The organism is Acinetobacter sp. 24-47-64, from assembly GCF_057737055.1.
In genome coordinates, this window is record NZ_CM173215.1 from 214,595 (window position 1) to 238,777 (window position 24,183).

Below are 24,183 nucleotides of genomic sequence, written 5' to 3' on the forward strand. Positions count from 1 at the left end.
TTATATTTATTGCACTATTATGGTGCGTAATCGGGTGTATTCTTTATCAATACTGAGCAAAAAAAAACCTAGTTTTCTATGAAAACTAGGTTTTTTTGCCAAAACTTGAGGGAAATACAGAAATTCTGCTGAGGTATATTTCTATCTCGCCCTAATGTGGGGCATTATGCACCAGCATATTGCACATGTAAATATTATTTTTAAAAAAAGTGTTAAAAATAGACAAAAAAATTGGAAATAATCTGTCAAAATTGAATTAAATGCATTGGTCAAATTGGAACATTGAATTGAAAGGAATCTACGTTGTTGCACTTTTTTTAACGTCTGTTTTTTTATCTGCCTGCCAGGCCTTAGATCATATTAATCCGAGAATAAAAGCATACGATTTAAAAGACGATTCAATGCTGAATAGCAGTGAATCAAAGAATCAGCATCATATTGAGACCCTATTTAATCAGCAAAATATTCAAGGTGTATTTATCACCTATGATGGCAAATACGTTAAAACTTACGGTTCTGATCGAACAAGAGCAAAAGAAAATTTTATCCCTGCATCCACTTTTAAAATAGTGAATGCTTTGATTGGATTAGAGCATCATAAATCAACTCGGTATGAAGTGTTTAAATGGGATGGAAATAAGCGTTCATTTGATAGTTGGCAAGGTGATTTTACGCTTGGTGAGGCCTTACAATCATCTGTTGTACCTGTGTATCAAGCCTTAGCACACCGTATTGGACCAACATTGATGCAACAGGAATTAATTCGAATTCAGTATGGAAATGCAAAAGTCGGGGATGAGATAGATCAGTTTTGGTTAAAAGGTCCTCTAGAGATTACACCTGATCAACAAGTTAAATTTGTTTATAGATTGGCGCAGTTGTCATTGCCGTTTCGTAGAGATGTACAACAAGATGTAAGAGACATGATGTATGTCGAATCACGTGGTGCGAATAAGCTATATGCCAAAAGTGGTTGGGGAATGGATATTGAGCCTCAGGTGGGCTGGTATGTGGGTTTTGTAGAACAAGCCAGCGGTCAAGTCACTGCCTTTGCATTAAATTTAGAAATGAAAAATGGTGATAAAATTCAGCAACGGAAGGAAATCACTTTAGATATTTTAGATCGACTTGGTTTATTTCATTATTTACGTTAAAAGTCATATAAAAGATAAAAAAAACCCAGCCGATTGGGAAGGCTGGGCTGAAAAAGGATGTTCTGTATGTGGGAGAAACATCCGAGGGTAGAACAAAATTCATTAAGCAAATCTGATATGAATCAGTGTCTTTGCAATGTAAGCATTATGGTTTAAAGGATGAGGTTTGTATAATGATTAAAAATTATGCGCATGATCTATTTTTTCGATGCTGATTAAGTGATCAAAATAATCATCTGATTTTAATTCAAAAAAAGTAAATACTACCAAATATGTCACTTGTATATTGGTGGAAAAATAATTTAAATATTGAACAAAAAAAATTTACGGCATTACAATAGTGTGATATTTATCACATTGTTTCTTAAATAAAAACTTGTGCTTTAAGTGCTTTTTAAGCATGGTTATATTGTAAAATATAACTAAGTTCAAAGAAATTTTATAAATCTCACCGCTTTATACGGTCTTTTATTTTAGAGGTAGTTTGGATGTTAAAATCACATTCCGAGCAAATTGGTCGCCGCCTATTTGTGTTCGTGATGATTATCGTCTTATCTATCCTCTGTATTTCAATCCCATTGGTCATTAGCCATTATCGCGAATATCAGAAATCACAAACAGCATTGATTGAAATAGAAAATCTTCGTGCCGTTGCTGCTCTAGCGAATCGTATTTCACGCGAGCGTGGCCCTGCGAACATGGCAATGTCGAGTTCACAAGAAGAGTTTGAAAAAAATAAACAAGCGCTTATTGAGTATCGCGCGGGAGTAGATGAACAAATTAAGGTCTCGATTCATCGATTAGATCAGTCTGGATATGATGGGTTAGAAGAGTACGTCGCTCAATACCTAAATCCAAAATTAGCGGAAGGTCGCAAACAAGTCGATCACTATATTTCGTTGCCATTTGCAGAGCGTACGCCTGAAGCTTTAGATCAAGCTATTCTTACAATGTTTAATGCGTGGGATAGCAGTCATGATTTACTGAAGAAACTGGTAATGCAGTCTAAAAGTAAAGACAGTTCGATGGGGCATTATTACACCATGATTTTGGTGTTGGCTGATTTGCGAGATCAGGCTGGACGTGTTGCTTCAAATGTAACTGCACATGTGACATTTCAGCAGCCGTTACCAAGTGACAATATTGCACGCGCATTACAAACGCAAAAACAAGTTCGCTATTTGTGGGATTTAGTGAATACCATCCAACCCGAACGCCATCGTACAGCTGAATTCGCTCGCTTACACCAAGAAGTGAAAACTCAGTTTATTGATCAAGGTTTACCTATCATCATGCGATTAATTGATGAAAGCCGAAAGGGACAACCTTATTTTTTATCAGGGACTGAATTAAGTGTAGCTGTATCTGGTAAATTCTTAACAGTTATCGATTTACAAGACTATTTGCTCAATAAGAGCGTTGAAATCGCAAAGTCAGAAAAAGACGCGAATCAATTGAACTTCCTACTCACGTTGATAGTCTCTTTAATTTCACTATTGGCTGCTTTATTTACGATGATCTATGTTCAACGTAAAGTTATTTCGCCGCTTATCATGGTGAGAGATAAATTAGTTGAATTGTCGTATGCCAATGCTTTGGTCGATAGTCATTTTATTGAAGATCAGCAGAAGCAAGTACATTCATTATACGAAGCGATGCAAAAGCTTCAGAAAATGTTGCATCAACGTGATGAATTTGAGTTTGAATTAAAGAATATTGCCAATACCGATAAATTAACAGGTGTTTCAAATCGTTTTGCTTTAGAAGCCTATACCAAACTTATGGAAGCTCAGCCCAATAAGTTTACCCAAACGTGTTTGATGATTGTAGATATTGATTATTTTAAACAGGTCAATGATCAATATGGTCATGTGGCAGGGGATCAGGTCATTCAGCAGGTGGCAAATTGTTTAAGTCATAATGTTCGATCAACTGATTTAGTCGTTCGCTTTGGTGGGGATGAATTTTTGGTGTTGATTGAAAATTTAGATCTTGAACATGGGTTACGTGCTGCAGAAAAGATGCGTAAGGGTATTGGTGATTTACAATTTACAGATGAGCAAGGTCAATCATTTACGGTTTCGATCAGTGTGGGTGTTACGGTAGGTGCTGATTCTTGGAAAGCTTTATTTGCTAAGGCAGACCAAGCATTATTTAGAGCGAAAGCGCAGGGACGCAATACGGTTTCAAGCTAAGATTATGTGAATATTGGCTGTAATCACGTCCTCAATTGTCAGTTAGATTTTTTATTAAATTTGCGTAGTAGTTTCCTACTTTTGAAAGAAAAAAGTAGGCAAAATGCTTTTGTTTGATTGAGGATACATCCTTATATCTTAATCAAACGGGCGACATCCAGGTCGCTTTCTTGTGATTGGATTTCAGTTAAAAATTATTTAGGAATGGCTTTATTTAAACTTTGATAAAGTTGTTTTCTAGTCTCTAATATACTTGCTTTATATTCAGCAATTTTCTCAATTGAAACAGATTCTTTACGAAAACATGTATAGGAATTAAAAGCACCTACAAGTTCACCGTATCTTCTCAATATTTCTTGTTGATCTTTATAGTCATATAAAAGTAAAAGCCCTTCATTTTTACTTAATAGATTAAAGTCATCAAATAGGTTTTCTCGCAGAGGAGAGAGTCTGTCGCTAATTACTTCTTTATATAATACAGGCTTTTTAATTTCAAAATCAAATATAGCCCAAATTTTTAAAATTAAATGATTTATTTCCTCTATATCAGAAGAAATTTTTGTTAAAAGATTACGATTAAATTCTTTGTTTTCCTTATTTTGTTGTGCCTTCAAATTTGCCTTTTGATTGAAATAAGTAATGATCCCTGTAATGAGCGCACCTAAACCAATTTTAATAGCTGTATCTAATATTTCTAATAAAGTCATAAGAATAAAAAACGGTGAATGAATCACCGTTTTAGCATAATAAATTATTATTTTGAAACCTCCCTAACCCTCCTTTTCAAAGATGAGGAGCATTAATCCGTAAGGGGGGAGATTATTTCAACATTGGTTTTAAGAAACGTGCAGTATGCGAAACCTTATTTTTCGCTACTTCTTCAGGCGTACCTTCAGCAATAATCATACCGCCACCAGCACCACCTTCAGGACCTAAGTCCACAATCCAGTCGGCAGTTTTAATCACATCTAAGTTATGCTCAATCACCACAATGGTATTACCTTTATTGCGTAGCTCATGAAGAATATCTAAAAGTTTGGCAATATCGTGGAAATGTAAACCTGTAGTCGGCTCATCAAGCACATACAGGGTTTTACCTGTATCACGCTTCGCCAACTCACGTGCAAGTTTCACACGCTGTGCTTCACCACCTGAAAGCGTGGTTGCAGACTGACCTAAACGGATATAACCTAAACCAACTTGATGTAAAGTTTCTAAACGACGGTGAATCACAGGAATCGCATCAAAGAAATGCATGGCGTCTTCAACAGTCATCTCTAAAACATCAGAAATGTTTTTGCCTTTATAGCCGACTTCCAATGTTTCACGGTTATAACGCTTGCCGTGGCAGGCATCGCATGGCACATACATATCCGGTAAGAAATGCATCGCCACTTTAATCATACCGTCGCCTTCACAAGCCTCACAGCGACCACCTTTCACGTTAAACGAGAAACGACCTGCGGCATACCCACGTGCTTTGGCTTCTGGGGTTTGAGCAAAGAGTTCACGAATTGGCGTAAACAAACCTGTATAGGTTGCAGGGTTTGAGCGCGGTGTACGTCCAATTGGGCTTTGGTCAATATCCACGACTTTATCGAGGAATTGTAAGCCATCAATCGAATCAAATTTTTCTGCCGTTAACGTCGTTGCACCATTCAATTGTGTTGCAGCAAGTGGCAATAAAGTACGGTTAATTAAAGTCGATTTACCTGAACCCGATACACCCGTCACACAGGTCATAACACCTAAAGGAATGGTGAGATCAACATTCTTTAAGTTGTGACCACATGCACCCATCAGCTTAATTTGCTCATCAGGTTTAGGTGGTTGTACACGCGTTTTCGGCACCTCAATTTTTAACTTACCTGAAAGGTATTTGCCTGTCAGAGAATCCTCATTGGCTGCCAATTCATCATAAGTCCCCTCGGCAATGACATGACCGCCATGCACACCTGCACCCGGACCAATATCAATAATATGATCCGCTGCGCGAATGGCATCTTCATCATGCTCAACCACTAAAACGGTATTGCCGAGATCACGTAAACGAACCAAAGTCTCAAGCAAACGGTCATTGTCACGTTGATGCAAACCAATCGATGGCTCATCCAGCACATACATCACGCCCATTAAGCCAGCACCAATTTGCGAAGCTAAACGAATACGCTGTGCTTCACCGCCTGATAAGGTTTCGGCTGAACGAGATAGACTTAAATAGTTCAAGCCGACTGATACAAGGAAGTGCAAACGCTCACGAATTTCTTTAAAAATCTTATCGGCAATTTCACCTTTGGCGCCTTCAAGATTGAGATCTTGATAATAGCTTTCAGCATCGCCAATCGACATTTTGGTGATTTCGGCAATGGTTTTGTCTTTGACACGCACATGACGTGAAATTTCATTGAGACGTGAACCGCCACAAGCGTCACATGCAGCATTCGATAAATACTGAGCTAAATCATCACGTACATAGTTTGATTCAGTTTCACGGTAACGACGTTCTAAATGTGGTAAAACCCCTTCGAAAGCCATCACACGGTTATGACGGCGACCACGTTCATCGATATAGCTTAAATCAATTTTTTCTTTGCCTGTACCGTAAAGGAATTTCTTTTTGGTTTCCGCATCAAGTTCATTCCACGGCGTATCAAGAGAAAAGTCGAAATGTGCAGCGACTTTTTCAATCATGCTGTAATAGTATGGACGCTGACGATCCCAACCACGAATTGCCCCTTGGCTAATGCTGACTTCAGGGTTTGGAATGAGTTTGTCAGAACTAAAATGGCTGCGTGTCCCTAAACCATCACAGACTGGGCAAGCACCAAATGGGTTGTTAAAAGAAAACAGACGAGGTTCTAATTCGGCAACGGCACGGTCACATTCAGGACATGAGTGTTTTGCTGAAAACACACGATCAGATTGTTCGCCTTTCATCCATGACAAAATCGCAATATCGCCACCTAAACGCAGTGCGGTTTCAAAACTTTCTGCAATACGGTTGCCTAGGTCATCGCGGACTTTAAAACGGTCGACCACGACTTCAATGGTATGTTTTTTCTTCTTATCCAGTTCAGGCGGTGGATCAATTTCCATGATTTCACCGTCTACACGTGCACGGACGAAACCTTGGCTTTGTAATTGCTCAAATAAATTGGTGTATTCACCTTTGCGCTCACGTACAACAGGAGCAAGTAACAATAAAGCTGTACCTTCTTCAAGTGCTTTAACCGCATCAACCATTTCCGACACAGTTTGTGCCACCATCGGCAAGTCATGCTCAGGGCAGTAGGGTGTACCCACTCGAGCATACAACAAACGTAAATAGTCATAAATTTCAGTAATCGTACCGACCGTTGAACGTGGGTTATGACTGGTTGATTTCTGCTCGATGGCAATAGCTGGGCTTAAACCTTCAATCGAATCGACTTCAGGTTTTTCCATTTGGGATAGGAATTGGCGTGCATAGGCAGATAAAGATTCAACATAGCGACGTTGACCTTCTGCATATAAGGTGTCGAAAGCCAGTGAAGATTTACCTGAACCTGAAAGTCCCGTAATCACCACGAACTTATCGCGTGGAATATCAAGGTTCACATTTTTTAAGTTATGGGTGCGTGCGCCTCGAATACGGATATGACTTTGGCTCATAAAACATCTCGAAAATATGCTGAGTGAAGGTGATATATGATAGCGATTTAATTTTGTTCAAGCACAATTGAAAAATAAAACACGACAAATTATGTCGGTAGAATTTCATTGAACAGCAAAAGTCCAATGTAAAGTGCTTTGAGAGCTCCTGCAATCTGATTTTAAATAGATGAACAAGACAGAATCAATTCGCAAATTTGATGTCATGATGAGCCATAGGATGTTAAGTATAAGTGAATTTCGGGTGAATATTGATCAGCAAGCACGTGAATAGTGACGTTCGAAAATAGAGTCCACCTGTTCAAAACATATATGTCTTTCAATAGCATGATGTTGACGTGCGTAAAAATTCACTTCTTTTTCTAAGTGTTGAAGAAAATCGTTATATTCGGTTTCGAAATGTTGTAAATCTAGAAAGTCAAAACGTATCGAGCTTGAACAAGAGTATTGTGCAATGAAGTCGAGCATTAAATTTTGAATATGATGATTGGTAAAATAAATGAGATATGTGGCAGCAGATCCACAGTGTGTACATCCTTTTTCTAAATAAACTTCTTCATTATTTAACCAACAGCATTGTAAAGTGAAATATGCACGGATTGCTTCTGTTCCCAGTGAATGTTGCATAGAAAACCTCAAGTAAATTTTATTTATGATAATGAGAATTATTATCAATAATAATTGTGCTTGAAGTTTGCTTTAAAATCCAGTCTTAAATCCATTTAAATCGAAATGAGCCTGAAAGTCGGCAATGCAGTTTAGATCACCGACCTTTAATTTGGTTATGCAGGTGATAGCATCATCAGTGATCTAGGCTTAACCATTGACGTTGATGATAGGCACTATCCCAGAATAAATATTCGAGTTCAGCTCCCCGTGTGTAAGCTTGATGCATTTTTTCAATGGTATGTTGATCGCTTTCTGCCGCAACACGGTCAATAATTTCAATGACTTTTCGTACTTCTTCGTTGAAATGCTCGCCAGCATAAGTGTCAATCCAAGCTTGATAAGGATTATTTGCAATATTACGTTTAAGAATGTCTTTGCCCACTTCAGCATAAATCCAATAGCACGGCAGTAATGAAGCTAAAACGACAGGATAACTCTCTGACCATGCAGTAGCTGTCAGAAATGAGGTGTAATGATGGCAAGCAGCAGTCAAAGGTGTATTTTCAAAATCAGCTTTAGTGATGCCGAATTCGTGCATAAAACCATTGTGCAGTTCACGTTCAACCACAATTGCTTCATTAGCGCCTTGCGTAAATTGAATAATGGCATCGGAGTCATATGCTTTAGCACCACAAATAGCCAATGCTCGACCATAGGCAACTAGGTAATGCGCATCTTGGATGACGTAATGGCAAAAAACTTCTCGATCGAGTGTTCCAAGCGCCAGCTCTTGGTTAAAAGGGAGTGCTAATGTTTTTTGATATAAATCGTAGTTTCGTTGCCAAACGGCTTCTGAAAAACGCATAAATCCATCCTGAATAAAATCATCTCTAGGTATCATCTAAGATCATATCAATTTGTCGTTACAAAACTAGCTTGAGCGATACATCATCTTCAACAAAAAAATCATACGAAGAACTTTGGATTAATTTTGAAAACTCGTCATAATTAGCACAGTTTAATTGAGTGTCTTTTAGCGCTAGAGATCAGACATTCAACTCATAGAATTTTTACAAATCACTAAGCACAGACTTCACTTAATATTCGTCATATAAAAATTCTAAGTTTATGTTTTGTAAAATTTTTATTGATTCACCTCATTTTTTATAAGGTCGCTAGATTATGTGGAAACATTTTGGTTTCTCTATCGTATTCACGATCGTGTGTCTTGCGCTGTCTGCCTATTGGGGTTATACCCATGGTCCAGAAGCTGGCCTCAAGACCATGTTCACCGTACTGACCATCACTGCAATTTTAGCTGTGATGGAGGTTTCACTTTCTTTTGATAATGCTGTTGTCAATGCTTCAGTGCTTCGTCATTGGGATCACTTTTGGAAAATGCTTTTCCTGACTGTGGGTATTCTCATTGCAGTATTTGGTATGCGTTTAATCTTCCCAATTGTGATCGTCGCGGTCACAGCGGATATGGGCATGATGGAAGTTGTCAATTTGGCATTAAATGACCCTAAAGAATATTCGGCACGACTGATGAATCATCATCCTGAAATTGCAGCATTTGGTGGTGCATTCTTATTGATGGTATTCCTTAACTTTTTCTTGGATGATGGTAAAGACACGCATTGGTTCAAATGGATTGAGCGTCGTTTAGCGAAATTGGCATCTGTACCTGCACTATCTGTATTTGTTGCTTTAGTGGCTTTACTGATCATGGCTGCTAATGTTGATGAAGCTAAACGCTTAGTCGTGACTATGGCGGGTATTTGGGGCATCGTCATTTATATTGGGGTACAAGTACTGAGCCATTTGCTGGGTGGTGAGCCTGAAATTGATGAAAATGGTAATGCAATTGGTCACGATAGTAATGGTGTGCCAACAGGCGTAGTCAAAGCAGGTATCGGTGGGTTCTTGTATTTAGAAGTATTGGATGCATCATTTAGTTTTGATGGTGTGATTGGTGCTTTTGCCATTACTTCAGATGTTGTGGTGATTATGTTAGGTCTCGCGATTGGTGCCATCTTTGTTCGTTCGATTACCATCTATCTCGTTGAGAAAGGCACTTTAGATGCTTACATCTATTTAGAACATGGTGCGCACTATGCAATTGGTGCATTAGCTTTCATTATGATTGCGAGTGGTACGGGCGTACATGTTCCTGAAGTGGTAACAGGTCTGATTGGTGTAGCATTTATTGTTTGGGCAGTGATTGCATCTATTCAATATAAGAAACGTCAAGCGCTACAAGGCTAGATGAACACATCGAAAAAAGCACAGCACAAGCTGTGCTTTTTTTGCTTAAGGCCTTTGTTCTAGGGAAAACAGATGGTGTTGATCTTTATTTCAAATAAAATTCATGCCTGTTCATCAGCCGAATATTCTATAATCAAAGTAGACATAGAAATCACGCGATAACCTAAATTTTATGATGAATGCCTTAGAACGCCGTTCCACATTTGCATTGAGCAGCATTTTTGCATTGCGAATGTTAGGTCTGTTTATGATTGTCCCGGTCTTTTCTGTTGCGGGACAGGCTTATGAATATGCAACACCTGCTTTGATTGGTTTGGCCGTAGGTGTGTATGGTTTGACTCAGGCAATACTACAAATTCCTTTTAGTTTGATTGCAGACCGTTATAGCCGAAAGCCGCTGATCGTATTGGGTTTATTGCTGTTTGCCTTGGGTGGTGCAATCGCCGCAATGTCAGACACAATCTATGGTGTGATTATAGGGCGTGCAATAGCTGGGGGTGGAGCTGTCTCTGCTGTCGTCATGGCGTTATTGGCAGATGTTACGCGTGAAGAAAATCGTATGAAGGCGATGGCAATGATGGGGATGAGTATTGGTCTCTCTTTCGTTATTGCATTTAGTTTAGGGCCATGGTTGACCAGCGTGGTGGGTATTTCAGGCTTATTCTGGGTGACCACACTCATGGGATTACTTGCCATTGCAATGCTATTTCTTGTTCCCAAAACAACACGTCATCATAAAAATTTTCAGCAAGGTTATCTCACTCAGCTAAAACAAGTTTTGAAAATGGGCGATTTAAATCGCTTACATGTTTCTGTGTTTGCTTTGCATTTATTGCTGACGGCGATGTTCATCTATGTGCCTTCTCAATTGATTGACTTTGCAGATATTCCTTTAGCTCAGCATGGTTTGATCTATCTTCCCTTATTGGTAATCAGTTTATTTTTTGCTTTTCCTAGTATCATTCTTGCTGAAAAATATCGAAAAATGCGAGGTATTTTTCTGACTGCGATTGCTGGGATCATCGCCGGTTTGATCGTGATGATTTTTGGATTTGAATCGAAATACATTTTGTTGCTTGGTTTAGGTCTTTTCTTTATTGCCTTTAATGTGATGGAAGCACTACTGCCATCTTGGTTATCGAAGGCAGCACCTATCCAATCCAAAGCGACAGCAATGGGTGTGAATGCCAGTGGTCAATTCTTAGGTGCTTTTTTTGGCGGTATACTGGGTGGGCAATTGCTGATGTTAAATAACACTGCTCTAGGCTGGGGGGTACTGACAGGAATTGCCATTCTTTGGCTGTTGATTAGTTTTGGATTAAAGCAGCCACGTTATTTATCATCACTGATTTTGAGTTTGCCCAAAGTCCAAGAAACAGATGAATGGACTTCTCAGTTACTGGCAATTCGTGGTATTGAAGAGGTCGTGGTGATGACTGATCAACAAGTGGTCTATGTCAAAGTTGATAAGCAGCAGTTAGATGACACTGCGCGACAACATTTAACGCACTTGTTGGGTAAAGAGGTAGCCATTTAATCATAACTCTTATAAAGTAAAACATAGAATCGAATAGGAAGATTAGAGCACATGCGCGGCGTGAATAAAGTTATTTTAGTTGGTACTTTAGGTAAAGATCCTGAGACAAAAACATTTCCCAATGGTGGTTCATTAACGCAGTTTTCAATTGCGACAAGTGAATCTTGGACAGATAAAAACTCAGGTGAACGCAAAGAACAAACAGAATGGCACCGTATCGTCTTACATAATCGTTTAGGTGAAATTGCACAGCAATATTTACGTAAAGGTTCAAAAGTTTATATTGAAGGCTCTTTACGTACCCGTCAGTGGACAGACCAAAATGGTCAAGAACGTTACACGACTGAAATTCGTGGCGAACAAATGCAGATGTTAGATTCTAATAATCGTCAGCAAAGTGAAAATGGTGGTGAAGGTTATAATCAACCACGTTTTAATAACAACCAAGGCGGTGGTTATGGCAACCAAGGTGGTTATAACAATAATAATCAAGGTAGCGGTTATGGTAACCAAGCTGGTTATGGTAATAACAACGTTAACCAAGGCTTCCAAAAGCCACAAAATCAACCAGCGCCGAAGCCAATGGCGACAGCACCATCTGATTTAGATGATGATTTACCGTTCTGAATCATATACCTAATTAATTTGTTAAATTTTAATGTTTTTTATTATTTAACAATGAATTAAATAGTTAAAAACCCTTTGTATAACAAAGGGTTTTTTGTTTTTATGGTGATATAGTAAAACGTTTGTTCATAGTTGAATTAGGGATAGTTGAATGAAAGACGGGATTATATTTTTAACTTGTGTGCTGTGTAGCAGCATGAGCTTAGCACAATCACCACAATGGACCATGTTTGATCGGGATGATGGGGGCTGGTCATATATTGATAAAACGACTATTAAATCACTCGATCAAGCCTCGCATATTTTTGAAATTGACTATAAATATGTGTATGAACATGGCGTACCCTCATTAAACATCAAACCCAAGGGCTACATACAAGCCGTTCATCAAATTGATTGTCAAAATAAAGCCAGAGCCTATGTCAAAAGCCAGCGTTTTACGCCGCAAGGTAAAGCCGTAGATGATAATAATTCATTCGATACGATTTATTTTGAACCCATGTCAATGCAACTTTCTAAAAATATTAAGTTAATTGAAATGTTATGCATTAAATAAAATTTATTAAAGACTTTGTATAACGCTACAACTTATTGAGATTTGATGCGAATCCATGAGTGATCCTTCAAAGCCTTTTTAAATAACAAGGCTTTGAAGGATAGTTAACCTAAAATTAGAATTTACCATTCATAACGTAAACGGAATAAATGCATATCTGGGGTTTGGAACGTATCATGTGTATATAAACGTTCATAATCAAATCCAAAACCATGGTTAAATCTAGCTGCTATACCAACACCGAGATCACGGCGTTTAAACTCTGAGCCACTGGTATATTCAAGTTGATTTCCCATGATATAGGGCTGAATGAATTTGATACCGTATTCTTCAATCTTGAAGTGCTGTCCCGCATAAAATTCAACGCCATAAGCCTCAGTATTCAGCAATGATTGAAGTTGAAAATCGCTCGATTCACTGTAAGCATCAAAATTTGGAACTAGATTTTTATACCAACCAGCGCCAAAGCTAAGCATCCATTTTCCATCAAAATAAAATAATGAACTTGCCCAAATTTCTTGCTTTAAATCATGTTTATCTTGTTGATTATTCAGACTAGCATCGTTGTACTTCCATGAGGTCGCCCAACTTAAATTTTTATTTAAATGCACATCAACTGCCAATTCGGCACCATTTTTACGTTGATATTGCACATCCGTATCTGCGACCGTCGTACTATCCTTGAACAAATAGCTGGCATATAAGTTTGCTTTATCCGTTTTGAGCTCATAACGTAAAGTTTTATGAGCTGCTTGCGTACCATCTGTATAAGCGACAGGGCTCCACGTTTGGGGCTGAGCCAAGGTTGAGTAATTCCATAGGTCAGTTTTGGCACCTACAATGTCGTAATAAATACTATAGATTTTTCCAAATTTAACGGTACCGTACGCTGAATCACGCAGACCAATATACGCCTGTTCGGTGGTGATGTTTTCATCAGAGGAACGGTAATGACCGTCCCAATCCAGCATCTTGGGAAGATTGATATAGTTTTGATAGCCTGCAATTAAATGCAAACGTTCATTCCATGCATAATCAGCATTGGCATACATACGGCTATTTGAGCTATAGCCATCTCTGCGATATTTCTGATTTTCGTTAGATTTATCGTAATGATCGAAATTTAAGGCTTGTAGGCGAATACTACCAGACGTGGTGAGTTTTAAACGATCGGATTCACTCACAATTTGCTGTTCATCAATGAGTGTTATCTCGGCAAATGTAAGATTTGAAAAAATAAAGGTGCAGGAAAGCAATAGCTTGTAAAAGCATGGTTTTGACATAGTAACATCCGTGTGACTAAATATAAATTAAGCTGGTGATTCTGCTGATTAAAGCTGAGTAGAAATTAGGTGGTCATTGTCGATTTAAAATATCGTTCCAAAATGGAGTAGTGGTTAGTGTCTACAAAACTCAATAGATGCGTGAATTCAGGCTCTAGTTGCTGTCGAATTTGATAATATTTTTGGCTCTGCCATTTCAGTTCTGGTAACTCATCGAGTCCATACGCAATCGTACAGGGCTTAGCAAAGTGCGTAGAATGTTCAACTGGACTTAAGTTTTTAATGTCTAGCTCAGATAAATTTAGCGCCTTGTTTAAATGTGTTTCTTGAATCGGTTTTAGGTCATAGATCCCACTGAGTAATACTGCTGAACCAATCAGGGGGTGATCTAAATTTAAAGCAGCTAAATGGGCACCGGCAGAATGCCCAACCACAATGACATTGGAGCTGATCCAAGTTTGTTTGTGGATATAATCGAGCGCTTTGCGAATTTGTAGATTAATCAGATTTAAACTACTTAGAGGTGCTAAATCATATTCAACCAACACACATTGAGCATTTTGCTTTAAAACAAATTCAGCAACAAAGGCAAAATCCCTTTTTTCACACCATTGCCAATAACCACCATGTATAAAAATAACAGTAGTATTGGTGGCAACAGGCGTGGGGAAAAAATCCAGTGTAGATCTTCGCTGAAAGTCATACTGTAAATCGGCAATATGATGGTGTTGTTCATAAGTTGCTTGGCTCATTTTTTTAAAATCAGACAAGATCTGATTTTCATCCACCACAGTTTTCGAGTTGTCATAGAGCATGATTTACAGCTCCTTTACTAGGCTTGTTCATTTTCAGTTAATTGATGCTTTAACGATGATTTCTTCATTTGATAGAAAATGATTAACATCACGATAAAAGGCACGCCAAACTGGAGAGTTGATTTAAATTCTTGCGTAAACCATGTGGTAAGCGTGATTGCAAGAATTGCAAACAAACCAATAAAGGAAATATATCGACTACCAGGAATGCTGTATTTGAGGTGGATATTATTTTTTGCTAAGTTCTTTCTAAAGAAATAGTGTGTGGCAAAGATCGCCCCCCAAGTAAATAAAGCTCCAAACATGGACAGTGCAATCATGATTGGAAATGCTGATTCGGGATTAATGCTATAAACAATACTCGCCACGGCAATACCTGTTGCCGAAAGTAGCAAGGCATTGATGGGCACCCCATTTTTACGAATTTTACCAAACAGCTTAGGTGCATCTCCTGAACGTGACAAACTGAATAACATACGCGTTGAGATATATAACATGCTGTTCATTGCGGACAGTGCTGCCACAATCACAATGAAGTTTAAAATATGATCAGCAAAAGGAATGCCGACAATTTGCATAACAGACACGAAAGGACTGGTTGCACCTGGTGCTATCAATTGAGTCCATGGAACGAGAGTGACAATTAAACTCAGCGATAGTAAATAAAATAGAAATAAGCGAATCGCAGTGCTTTTGAAAGCGTATTTAACTGCTTTTTCAGGATCATTGGCTTCACCTGCAGCAACCGCGATCATTTCGATACTGAGATAACTAAAAATAGAAATAATGACACCAATCCAAACACCTTTAAATCCATTTGGCATAAAGCCATCATGTGCAGTGAGATTGTGAGTTAGCGCTTGATGAGGATTTGGATCTTGCGTCAAAATACCTATTGCCAACAGAATAAACACAATGATGGCAAACACTTTGATCGTCGAAAACCAATATTCAACTAAGCCAAATGCTTTGACACTATAAGCATTTACTGCGAGAAGTACGGTTGAAAAAAACACGATCCAAATACCTGAACCGACATGAGGAAACCAAAGTTTCATATAGTCAGCCACGGCGGTAATTTCTGTGCCTACAGCCAACACGATACATGCCCAGTAGCTATAACGAACTAAGAAACCAGAAAGTGGATTTATATAATGTTCAGCGTAAGCACCAAACGAGCCTGAAGTGGGGTGTTGTACAGTCATTTCTGCCAAGCAAGCCATTAGTGCAAAAGCAATTAATCCGCCGATCGCATAGCTTAGAATGACAGCAGGTCCTGCAAAACTAATGGCAAATTTACTACCCATGAATAGACCGGTGCCAATGGCACCGCCTATTGCAATCATGCCCATTTGTTTAGCGGTTAATTTTTTATGTAATCCTGCTTCGCGTGTTTGAATTTTATCGAAGTTACTCATAAGCCCTCCTGGCCATGGTGATATAAAGTGAGTAACTGAATTAAGTTACTTGACCTCGCACCGAATATTTTTCATTTTTCCATTCTTCATTCAGCATCACTTGTTTAAGATGTTGAACAGCATGCCAAATGTCTTCATGGCTTAGGTACAAAGGTGTGACCCCAAATCTGAGCACGGCTGGCTCTCGGTAATCTCCAATCACACCACGTGCAACAAGCGCTTGGACAATGGCATAACCGTGTTCATGGCAATAACTCACATGACTACCACGCTGTAAATGATCGATTGGTGTAATTAACTCAAAACCAAATTCAGCACATTCCTGTTCAACCAATTGAATAAAGAGATCTGTTAAATTTAGAGATTTTTCTCGGATCTTTTGCATGTCAGTTTTTAAGAACACATCTAAACCACATTCGATCAAACTCATGGACAAAATACTTTGTGTGCCACATAAAAAACGACGAATGCCTTGAGCTGGCTCGTAGTGATCAGCCATATCAAAAGGACGTTGATGCCCCCACCATCCTGAAAGAGGTTGCCAAAATTTATTTTGGTGTTTTGCATTTACCCAGATGAGAGCAGGAGAACCTGGTCCACCATTAAGGTATTTATATGTGCAACTTACGGCAAAATCACTTTGGGTCTTGTTTAAATCGATTGGCACAGCACCTGCAGAGTGACATAAATCCCAGATGACCAAAGCGTTATATTGATGAATCGTTTGGTTGACCTGTTCCATGTCATAGAAATATCCTGAGCGGTAATTGATATGTGACAACACCACAACTGCCGTTTGATGGGCTTTCAGAATGGTTTCTAATTCATCAGGATGTTCGATTAAAACCAGTTGGTAGCCTTTTTGAACAAGGTCAATATAACCTTCAATAATATAGAGGTCAGTCGGGAAGACGTCCTTTTCCGCAATAATCACTTTACGTTCAGGAGCGATTTCAGCTTGGATTTTGACAGCAGCAGAGAGTGCTTTAAATAAGTTGAGTGTGGTTGAATCAGAGATCACCGTTTCGCCTGGATTTGCCCCAATGAGCTGAGCCACCTTATCACCTAACCGAGTCGATAATCCCCACCAATCCGCTTTGTTCCAGCTATTGATGAGATCTTCCCCCCACTCTTGGCTCACCACTTCTTGAGCACGTGTTAAAGCAGATTTAGGGCGTGCACCAAGGGAATTTCCATCTAGATAGATAGTATTCTCAGGTAAAGCAAATTCATTTTTTAAATGTTTCAGTTCGTCTTCAGCATCCCATGCTTTGCATTGATCTAAGGTAATCATTTTTATCCTAACTCGGTCCGTGTTATTTCATTCGATTTTATCACGGCATTTTTTCATATTTATCCGATAATTATGCTTGAAATTGCATGAAAACTGGATAGTATTCGAATTAAATATAAAAAATCAGGATGATATTTAGGAATGAATTTAGACCTCATTGATCATAAAATTTTAAGACTATTACAACAAAATGCACGACTAAGTCATCAAGAATTGGCAGATTTAGTGAATCTTTCTGCTTCAGCATGTCATCGACGTGTCAAAATTTTAGAAAACAATGGAGTCATCGAAAAATACCAAGCAAAAATTAATTATGAAAAATTGGGTATTCAAGTTGAGGCGATTGTCGAGATTAAACTCAATCAGCTGACCGAATCAGATCATCAGCACTTTCTGAGTCAGATTCGTAATTTTGATGAAGTGATCAATGCTTTTATCATTACAGGGGATTCGAATTACGTTCTCTTTGTGGCCACCAAAGATTTAAATGGGTTTTCCCAGTTTATTATTAATAAGTTAAACAAAATTAAAGGCATAGCTAACATTAATTCTAAAATTATTCTTGAAAAAGTGATCGAGAAGACCTTCATGTGATCATTAATTTTTTTATGAAAAGTGAATCCGTATTTTAAAATCAACCTCGAATTGATTTTACAAGCGATGTTTTTTTATGAGTTAAAACACATAAAACTGCTATTATGGTCCATCTTTTTTTTAAAATAATTCTATGAACGAACATTACAAATATATATACACTAAATTTAGTTTTTTTGGTTCATTACCTACATATAAGGTGTTTCTGAATGAACAAAATAAGATCGTAAAATGGGTCTTTGCTGATAACTCTTTTATCTATGGGTATATATCTGATTGGGCATTGAATCATTCTGGTTTAGATGTGGGAAAGGCTACTTGGGCTGAAGAGTCGACATTATTACTAAATAATGAAAAATTTAAACTCAATTTGTATAGGTCTTTACATCAAAAATTTAAAACAGAATTATCTGAATAATTTATCTAGTAACGATAATGATTTTATAGTTTTTGATAAAAATAAATTATTTAGATTGCTATATATCTCAAATTAGCGTACAAATGCACTTGTTGATGCGGGATGGAGCAGTCTGGTAGCTCGTCGGGCTCATAACCCGAAGGTCGTTGGTTCAAATCCAGCTCCCGCTACCAATTAAAAACTAATTTAAAAGTTTACAACCTAATTGCGGTCGATCTGTAGTTAGGTTTTTTTATTAAAGAAAATTGAATCAATAAATCAATTAAATATGTGTTATATTGGTTTTCTAGAATTATAATTTTATTGTTTACTAATTTTATTTTGATCTGATATTAATTACATCTTTCATTCTATTAAAAGTCTATCTTCAAAATTATTTTCTAATTATTCATTACATAATATAGGAAATAAATGATGTCTAATTTAACAACTGGTACTGTTAAGTGGTTCAACGAAACTAAGGGTTTCGGATTTATCGCTGTAGATAATGGTCAAGATGTATTTGCTCATTTTAGTGAAATTCGAGCAAATGGTTTCAAGAATCTAGTCGAAGGACAGCGAGTTCAATTTGTTGTGCAACAAGGTCAGCGTGGCTTACAAGCAAGTGATATTGTAGCTATTTCATGAACACCTCATTAATTGAGGTGAAAGATCAGTTTGAAGTTAAATATGCAGTGATAGGTACATTTAATACTTCGCAGCATGCTTCGAACTTATCTCAAATAAATATTAAATTTATCACTGTTAATAATGAAAATATAAGACCTAGTTTTGATTTAAATTTTCATAGTTTAAATACTGGTAAAATTTATCAGCTCATTTAAATATTAAAATTAAACCATAAAGTATTTTTTATGGTATAATCGTTGTTGATCGAATCCGTAAGCGAAACGGAAGTGTTTAGATAGAACTTAGAATTGCGTATTCTCAATTTATAGATTTTAATATCTATGATGTCTAAACAGTTAACGCAGAGCATGAACTCGCACCATGCCGATCTTAGAAGTCCACAATCTCATTGTGGGCTTTTTATAATTAAATACATGCTAATGTAAAATTGTAATTTGAATTATAGGCTTGAGCCTCTTCGATATCAGAATCCATACTCTCGATTTAAATATTTAATATTATTTTTAATTTTACATGAGCTCATTAATGAGTAAGTGAAAATGAATATCTCTAATGGCTGGACTACAGCAAAAGCAGTGAATGGTGAAACCATTCGAATTAACATTATCCCATTTCATAAAGTTCAAAATACGATGAGAGGGCAAATTCTTGTAGAAGTTTCTAAACAAGTTGAAGTCGAATCAGGTGAAGTATTTGAAATAAACTTAGATGGCCGATCTTTTTTCTTGGGATTTAATAATCTATATAAGATTATGATTTAAAAATATTTTTCATAAATGATGCTATTTTTAGTAGTAAAACCTTTAAAGATCATCAAGATAAATTTAAGAAAGCGATACAAAATCACAGACTCTGGTCTCGAGAGGATATAGTAGCAAGTATCCCAGCATAAAAATAAGAGAAGCCTAGATTCACTATCTAGGCTCTTTTTTTAGGTAGTCATGATAGGTTTATTGATCGAATTATTTTGATTGGTCTTAAGTAAATATACCGTGAATAATCTGAGCACAGTTCATCATAGAGCTTTTAGACTCGTAATTCGAGCGACGTTAGATCGCTAGTTGATTTATTTCTATTGATGACCTTGAGTAATTTGATACAAAGTTAATTTTGATTTGTCTAGAGAATTGCTATTCTTGAGCTAGCGCTTGAAAATTTGAAATGTGAAACCGCCATACATATTTGTAAAAGTAATTCTATGAAAGATAATAAAAATGGGAAACAAACTTTGAGTAATGAACGGTGTCCTTTTGAAACGTCACTCCCGATACTACAAAAATCTAAGTTGGGGCATCATTTCTCTAGAGTGCAAAACTCACATATATCCATGGATCTTATTGAACTGATTCGTGGAAGAAAGTCATGATCGGTGTAATCGATGTGGCAACCAATCAAATTGAAACACTTGACGAAATGGTGAACACTTTGCGTAAAGTTTTGCAATTTGTCGATGCTGATAAGCTATACCCTTCAACCCACTGTGGAATGATACCACTGTCTCGTCACGTGGGACGTGACAAACTTGAAGCCTTAAGTATGGGTTCAGCGATCTTAAACTAAGAAGTTAGTGCTTTAGCTGAGTTTATTTTCTACATTCAAGATGGATCATCTGTGCAATCACCTATATCCTAGGTTCGCACGAGTTTAGCAATTTATATTTGAGAAGAGAAAAATGGTTGAAGCTTCAGACTACAGAAACGCAATGTCTTTATTAACCACTGCAGTCAATATTATTACAACAGCTGGTGAAACAGGACAGCATGGTTTCACGGCTTCTGCTGTATGTAGCGTTACTGATTCACCTGCTACGCTTTTGGTGTGTATGAATCAATCATCCCGATCTCATCAGTATTTTATTGAGAACAAAGTTTTATCTGTCAATGTGCTCAGTTCTCAACATGAGTCTCTTTCAAATGCTTTTGCATCGAGTCAATTAAGTGCAGAACAACGTTTTGGATTAGCCCAATGGGGTAAATTGAAAACAGGTTGCCCGGTCTTAAAGGACGCTTTAGTCAGTTTTGATTGTGAGATTGAGCAAATTCAACGAGTGGGCACACACAGTATTTTTATTTGCCGAGTTGTAGCCATTCAACAAAGCTCGCAAGAGGAAAGTCTTGTCTATTTTAATCGATCTTATCATCAGGTGAGTGCAGAAGAGGAAGTTTAATGAGCTAGAGCAGCAAGATTTTCAATCGTTTCTTATAATGATTATAGAAATAGATCAGCGTTTGATTAATGATCTTGGGAAAGATGGTGAATCGTAAGCCTCGAACAGTGAGCTTTCATAGTGTGAGGTTAAACCCAATGGATATTACTCGAATCGTTTATGGTCATACAGAGTGAATGATCTTTCTCTTTGGGATGAAAAAAGAAAAGTATTATTTTCAAAAATTTGAAACCAATTAAATAAGTTTTAAAAAAAATCAGTGTTTTATATTTAATTTATTCTCTTAAAGAAATATATTAACTTTTAAATCTAGAAATTCGATTGTTTTTATAAATACTTTCGGTTTTACCAATCCAATCATATTTTGTATTCTCTATTTCAACGAAGCAACACTCTCACAAAGAAATAGAGGAAAACACATGAGTTTAATCAATACTGAAGTCAAACCATTCAATGCAACTGCTTATCAAAATGGTGAGTTCATTGAAGTTTCTGAGCAAGATTTTAAAGGTAAATGGTCTGTTGTCTTTTTCTATCCTGCAGATTTTACATTTGTATGTCCAACAGAATTAGGCGATCTTGCTGATAACTATGCTGAATTCCAAAAGTTAGGTGTAGAAATTTATGGTGTATCTACAGATACTCATTTCACACATAAAGCTTGGCATGATACTTCAGATGTGATTGGTAAAATTCAGTATCCACTTATTGGTGACCCAACGTGGACATTGTCTAAAAACTTTGATGTATTGATTGAATCTGAAGGTTTGGCAGATCGTGGTACATTTGTAATTGATCCTGAAGGAAAAATTCAAATTGTAGAGATTAATGCAGGTGGTATTGGTCGTGATGCTCAAGAACTTCTTCGCAAAGTGAAAGCGGCTCAATATGTTCATGCCCACCCAGGCGAAGTATGTCCTGCGAAATGGAAAGAAGGTGATGCTACACTTGCACCATCAATCGATCTTGTAGGTAAGATCTAAATTAAGTTGAAAAGTAAAGAACCAGCACGATGTGCTGGTTTTTTATTAAGAGGCATAACCTTCTTGATTTTGTGCTGCTTGTCGTAAACCTTCAACCAAGTGGTCGATGAGTTTTTCCATCACGAGTCGTTGTCCTTTACGTGATGCATAAACGAGTTGCACAGTCCCTATATTTGAGCACCAGTCAGGTAAGATGTGTATAAGCCGTCCTGCTGCCAAATCCTTTTGCACTGTAAGATAAGGTAGATCTGCAATACCTAATCCATCCATCACTGAATAATACACACCAGCCAAATCATTACTTTTAATACGTGGTTGTAATGGAATTTCAATGAGATCATGCCCTTCAATTCGGTGCAAATTCCATTGATAGTGTGTTTTTTGAGTTCCTAAAACAATTGTTGGAAAATCATTGATTTCAGTTGGATATTCTAAAACGCGACCCTGTAAAAGCTCAGGGGTTGCCACTAAACAATGAGTGGTTTTGATGACATCACGAACCACGATGGTGGAGTCTTCATTGGCAGAAAAATTAGTTCTGATCGCCAAGTCAATATCATCGTGCAATACATCTACGCGTCGGCTGGTTAATTCCATCTCGACTTGAACTTTTGGATAGCGCTTCAAAAAATCATTGAGTAAAGAGCGAATTTGATAACGCATCATTACGGGTGGGCAACTAATTTTAACTAGACCCTGAGGTTCACTTTTCTGTTTAAGTAAAACATTATGAGCGCAATCAACTTGGTTGATTACTTTTTCACATTCTTGAAAAAATTCTTGACCTAAAGGCGTTACTTTGAAATGGCGAGTAGAACGTTGAATGAGTGTGACATTAAATTTTGCTTCGAGTTCTAAAATACGTCGACTAAGCTTTGATTTAGTTATATTTGACGCGTCACTAGCAGCACTGAAACCGCCGTATTTAACGACCAAATAAAAATAGTAATAGTCATCAAATGAATGCAATTTTCACCTCGACGCCTGATCTGATAAAGTTTAAGCATAGGTTAAACTAAGCCGTTCAAGAAATCATCTTGGGTTTTGAATATGGTAAAAAAAAGCGACCCAAAGGTCGCTTTTATTAAATATTATTTTTTAGTGGTGTTCTTTACATAGCTAACCATTAAGTTTTTATAGTCAGGAATATGCTCACCGAATAAAGCACCTAAACCTTCGATATCATTACGCCAGTCACGATGTAACTCACCTGCAGCACCAAACCATGTCATAAGTTGAGCACCTGCTTGAGACATGCGGTTCCATGCAGCATCGCGCGTAATTTGGTTGAATGTACCAGATGCATCAGTAATCACGAATACATCAAAGTCTTCAGCAAGAGCTGAAAGTGTAGGGAATGCAACACATACTTCAGTCACAACACCAGCGATGATCAGTTGTTTTTTACCTGTCGCTTTAACAGCATTTACAAAATCTTCGTTATCCCAAGCATTGATTTGACCTGGACGCGCGATATATGGAGCATCAGGGAACATTTCAACTAATTCTGGAACGAGTGGACCATTAGGACCATCTTCAAAGCTTGTTGTTAAAATTGTCGGCAAGTTAAAGTATTTTGCTGCTGCTGCGAGTGCTAAAACATTGTTTTTAAACTTATCAGGATCGATATCACGTACAAGAGAAAGAAGACCTGTTTGGTGATCGACTAAAAGCACTACTGCATTATCTTTATCTAAACGAACGTAAGGTTTGCCCATTATTATTAGCCTCTATGATGTTAGTAAGTGTGAATACGTATCAATGAACTCGTATTCAGTCACCAGTTATATTAGACTGAAAATGAGATAAATTTGTGACCATTTTTAGGATAATTAGTCTTATTAATAGGAATATTGTAATCATAAATTCCAAATTTCAGTGAATAGTCACATATATGAATTAATTTAGATTGTTATAATCATAAAAATAGGAATCTGTGTGGCAGTAAAGCTCTTTTTATTTTCTGTGCAAAGTCTAAAATGAG

General features: G+C 37.4%; 21 protein-coding genes, 1 tRNA gene and 1 pseudogene. 13 read left to right on the top strand and 10 right to left on the bottom strand.

What is annotated here, in order from left to right:
- The first annotated feature begins 260 nt into the window (after positions 1–260).
- The gene (blaOXA, locus tag AC1M85_RS01005) at positions 261–1,154 is read left to right on the top strand and encodes a class D beta-lactamase (RefSeq protein WP_488213381.1); all 894 of its coding nucleotides are present in this window, start codon (positions 261–263) and stop codon (positions 1,152–1,154) included.
- 488 nt (positions 1,155–1,642) lie between these two features.
- Entirely contained in the window at positions 1,643–3,349 is a 1,707-nt protein-coding gene (locus AC1M85_RS01010) for a GGDEF domain-containing protein (RefSeq protein WP_488213382.1), read from the top strand.
- A 194-nt stretch (positions 3,350–3,543) separates the two neighbouring features.
- On the opposite strand, the gene AC1M85_RS01015 is transcribed toward AC1M85_RS01010, so the two are convergent.
- The 4 genes from AC1M85_RS01015 to tenA form a co-directional block, all read right to left on the bottom strand.
- On the bottom strand, positions 3,544–4,056 hold the full coding sequence (locus AC1M85_RS01015) for a hypothetical protein (protein WP_488213383.1): 513 nt from the start codon (positions 4,054–4,056) through the stop codon (positions 3,544–3,546).
- A 112-nt stretch (positions 4,057–4,168) separates the two neighbouring features.
- Entirely contained in the window at positions 4,169–7,000 is a 2,832-nt protein-coding gene (gene uvrA, locus AC1M85_RS01020) for an excinuclease ABC subunit UvrA (RefSeq protein WP_035265769.1), read from the bottom strand.
- A gap of 255 nt (positions 7,001–7,255) precedes the next feature.
- Complete coding sequence (locus AC1M85_RS01025; RefSeq protein ID WP_488213384.1) at positions 7,256–7,627, bottom strand: hypothetical protein; 372 nt, start codon at positions 7,625–7,627, stop codon at positions 7,256–7,258.
- A 175-nt stretch (positions 7,628–7,802) separates the two neighbouring features.
- Positions 7,803–8,474 (bottom strand): thiaminase II, encoded by a 672-nt coding sequence (gene tenA / locus AC1M85_RS01030; RefSeq protein WP_488213385.1) that lies wholly within the window; start codon positions 8,472–8,474, stop codon positions 7,803–7,805.
- A 317-nt stretch (positions 8,475–8,791) separates the two neighbouring features.
- On the opposite strand from tenA, the gene AC1M85_RS01035 reads away from it, so the two are divergent.
- The 4 genes from AC1M85_RS01035 to AC1M85_RS01050 all read left to right on the top strand — a co-directional run bounded on the left by AC1M85_RS01035 (position 8,792) and on the right by AC1M85_RS01050 (position 12,597).
- Complete coding sequence (locus tag AC1M85_RS01035) at positions 8,792–9,877, top strand: DUF475 domain-containing protein (RefSeq protein WP_179999088.1); 1,086 nt, start codon at positions 8,792–8,794, stop codon at positions 9,875–9,877.
- A gap of 172 nt (positions 9,878–10,049) precedes the next feature.
- Positions 10,050–11,414, top strand: coding sequence for an MFS transporter (locus AC1M85_RS01040; protein ID WP_035265762.1), 1,365 nt, complete (start codon positions 10,050–10,052; stop codon positions 11,412–11,414).
- Positions 11,415–11,465: 51 nt separating this feature from the next.
- A complete protein-coding gene (gene ssb, locus AC1M85_RS01045; RefSeq protein WP_092766486.1) occupies positions 11,466–12,041 on the top strand; it encodes a single-stranded DNA-binding protein in 576 nt (191 codons plus the stop codon).
- Positions 12,042–12,237: 196 nt separating this feature from the next.
- Positions 12,238–12,597 carry a hypothetical protein gene (locus AC1M85_RS01050; RefSeq protein ID WP_092766485.1) on the top strand — a complete coding sequence of 120 codons (360 nt, stop codon included), beginning with the start codon at positions 12,238–12,240 and terminating at the stop codon, positions 12,595–12,597.
- Between the two features lie 122 nt (positions 12,598–12,719).
- On the opposite strand, the gene AC1M85_RS01055 is transcribed toward AC1M85_RS01050, so the two are convergent.
- From AC1M85_RS01055 to kynU, 4 genes are all read right to left on the bottom strand, one after another.
- A complete protein-coding gene (locus AC1M85_RS01055) occupies positions 12,720–13,880 on the bottom strand; it encodes a porin (protein WP_488213386.1) in 1,161 nt (386 codons plus the stop codon).
- Positions 13,881–13,945: 65 nt separating this feature from the next.
- The gene (locus tag AC1M85_RS01060; RefSeq protein ID WP_481607223.1) at positions 13,946–14,695 is read right to left on the bottom strand and encodes an alpha/beta hydrolase; all 750 of its coding nucleotides are present in this window, start codon (positions 14,693–14,695) and stop codon (positions 13,946–13,948) included.
- Positions 14,696–14,712: 17 nt separating this feature from the next.
- Positions 14,713–16,113, bottom strand: a complete 1,401-nt coding sequence (locus AC1M85_RS01065) for an amino acid permease (RefSeq protein WP_180028467.1) — start codon at positions 16,111–16,113, stop codon at positions 14,713–14,715.
- A gap of 40 nt (positions 16,114–16,153) precedes the next feature.
- The gene (kynU, locus tag AC1M85_RS01070) at positions 16,154–17,407 is read right to left on the bottom strand and encodes a kynureninase (RefSeq protein WP_481607224.1); all 1,254 of its coding nucleotides are present in this window, start codon (positions 17,405–17,407) and stop codon (positions 16,154–16,156) included.
- A gap of 141 nt (positions 17,408–17,548) precedes the next feature.
- Here kynU and gigD point away from each other — a divergent pair, with 141 nt between their 5' ends.
- The 7 genes and pseudogenes from gigD to ahpC all read left to right on the top strand — a co-directional run bounded on the left by gigD (position 17,549) and on the right by ahpC (position 22,199).
- The gene (gene gigD, locus AC1M85_RS01075) at positions 17,549–18,001 is read left to right on the top strand and encodes an Lrp/AsnC family transcriptional regulator GigD (protein WP_092766480.1); all 453 of its coding nucleotides are present in this window, start codon (positions 17,549–17,551) and stop codon (positions 17,999–18,001) included.
- Between the two features lie 514 nt (positions 18,002–18,515).
- Positions 18,516–18,592: transfer RNA gene (locus AC1M85_RS01080), tRNA-Met, on the top strand.
- Positions 18,593–18,833: 241 nt separating this feature from the next.
- A complete protein-coding gene (locus tag AC1M85_RS01085; protein WP_035267602.1) occupies positions 18,834–19,046 on the top strand; it encodes a cold-shock protein in 213 nt (70 codons plus the stop codon).
- A 542-nt stretch (positions 19,047–19,588) separates the two neighbouring features.
- A complete protein-coding gene (locus AC1M85_RS01090; RefSeq protein ID WP_035267598.1) occupies positions 19,589–19,810 on the top strand; it encodes a hypothetical protein in 222 nt (73 codons plus the stop codon).
- A 365-nt stretch (positions 19,811–20,175) separates the two neighbouring features.
- A pseudogene (locus AC1M85_RS01095) lies at positions 20,176–20,609 on the top strand (uroporphyrinogen decarboxylase/cobalamine-independent methonine synthase family protein); the annotation flags it as partial.
- Positions 20,610–20,721: 112 nt separating this feature from the next.
- Positions 20,722–21,216, top strand: a complete 495-nt coding sequence (locus AC1M85_RS01100) for a flavin reductase family protein (protein WP_035267597.1) — start codon at positions 20,722–20,724, stop codon at positions 21,214–21,216.
- 419 nt (positions 21,217–21,635) lie between these two features.
- Positions 21,636–22,199, top strand: coding sequence for an alkyl hydroperoxide reductase subunit C (ahpC, locus tag AC1M85_RS01105; RefSeq protein WP_035267594.1), 564 nt, complete (start codon positions 21,636–21,638; stop codon positions 22,197–22,199).
- Between the two features lie 45 nt (positions 22,200–22,244).
- On the opposite strand, the gene AC1M85_RS01110 is transcribed toward ahpC, so the two are convergent.
- Together AC1M85_RS01110 and ycaC are read right to left on the bottom strand one after the other, a co-directional pair.
- Complete coding sequence (locus AC1M85_RS01110; RefSeq protein ID WP_035267593.1) at positions 22,245–23,168, bottom strand: LysR substrate-binding domain-containing protein; 924 nt, start codon at positions 23,166–23,168, stop codon at positions 22,245–22,247.
- Positions 23,169–23,290: 122 nt separating this feature from the next.
- Positions 23,291–23,917: an isochorismate family cysteine hydrolase YcaC gene (gene ycaC / locus AC1M85_RS01115; protein WP_035267592.1), complete on the bottom strand. Its 627-nt coding sequence runs from the start codon at positions 23,915–23,917 to the stop codon at positions 23,291–23,293.
- Positions 23,918–24,183 lie beyond the last annotated feature (266 nt).

Bases quoted from the DNA above. Each gene is read 5' to 3' on its own strand.
- ssb (WP_092766486.1), top strand. From the start codon at position 11,466: ATGCGCGGCGTGAATAAAGTTATTTTAGTTGGTACTTTAGGTAAAGAT.
- AC1M85_RS01035 (WP_179999088.1), top strand. From the start codon at position 8,792: ATGTGGAAACATTTTGGTTTCTCTATCGTATTCACGATCGTGTGTCTT.
- ahpC (WP_035267594.1), top strand. From the start codon at position 21,636: ATGAGTTTAATCAATACTGAAGTCAAACCATTCAATGCAACTGCTTAT.
- AC1M85_RS01015 (WP_488213383.1), bottom strand. From the start codon at position 4,056: ATGACTTTATTAGAAATATTAGATACAGCTATTAAAATTGGTTTAGGT.
- tenA (WP_488213385.1), bottom strand. From the start codon at position 8,474: ATGCGTTTTTCAGAAGCCGTTTGGCAACGAAACTACGATTTATATCAA.
- AC1M85_RS01090 (WP_035267598.1), top strand. From the start codon at position 19,589: ATGAATATCTCTAATGGCTGGACTACAGCAAAAGCAGTGAATGGTGAA.
- AC1M85_RS01100 (WP_035267597.1), top strand. From the start codon at position 20,722: ATGGTTGAAGCTTCAGACTACAGAAACGCAATGTCTTTATTAACCACT.
- AC1M85_RS01050 (WP_092766485.1), top strand. From the start codon at position 12,238: ATGAGCTTAGCACAATCACCACAATGGACCATGTTTGATCGGGATGAT.
- blaOXA (WP_488213381.1), top strand. From the start codon at position 261: ATGCATTGGTCAAATTGGAACATTGAATTGAAAGGAATCTACGTTGTT.
- gigD (WP_092766480.1), top strand. From the start codon at position 17,549: ATGAATTTAGACCTCATTGATCATAAAATTTTAAGACTATTACAACAA.
- AC1M85_RS01010 (WP_488213382.1), top strand. From the start codon at position 1,643: ATGTTAAAATCACATTCCGAGCAAATTGGTCGCCGCCTATTTGTGTTC.
- AC1M85_RS01065 (WP_180028467.1), bottom strand. From the start codon at position 16,113: ATGAGTAACTTCGATAAAATTCAAACACGCGAAGCAGGATTACATAAA.
- AC1M85_RS01055 (WP_488213386.1), bottom strand. From the start codon at position 13,880: ATGTCAAAACCATGCTTTTACAAGCTATTGCTTTCCTGCACCTTTATT.
- ycaC (WP_035267592.1), bottom strand. From the start codon at position 23,917: ATGGGCAAACCTTACGTTCGTTTAGATAAAGATAATGCAGTAGTGCTT.
- AC1M85_RS01085 (WP_035267602.1), top strand. From the start codon at position 18,834: ATGTCTAATTTAACAACTGGTACTGTTAAGTGGTTCAACGAAACTAAG.
- AC1M85_RS01040 (WP_035265762.1), top strand. From the start codon at position 10,050: ATGATGAATGCCTTAGAACGCCGTTCCACATTTGCATTGAGCAGCATT.
- uvrA (WP_035265769.1), bottom strand. From the start codon at position 7,000: ATGAGCCAAAGTCATATCCGTATTCGAGGCGCACGCACCCATAACTTA.
- AC1M85_RS01060 (WP_481607223.1), bottom strand. From the start codon at position 14,695: ATGCTCTATGACAACTCGAAAACTGTGGTGGATGAAAATCAGATCTTG.
- AC1M85_RS01025 (WP_488213384.1), bottom strand. From the start codon at position 7,627: ATGCAACATTCACTGGGAACAGAAGCAATCCGTGCATATTTCACTTTA.
- kynU (WP_481607224.1), bottom strand. From the start codon at position 17,407: ATGATTACCTTAGATCAATGCAAAGCATGGGATGCTGAAGACGAACTG.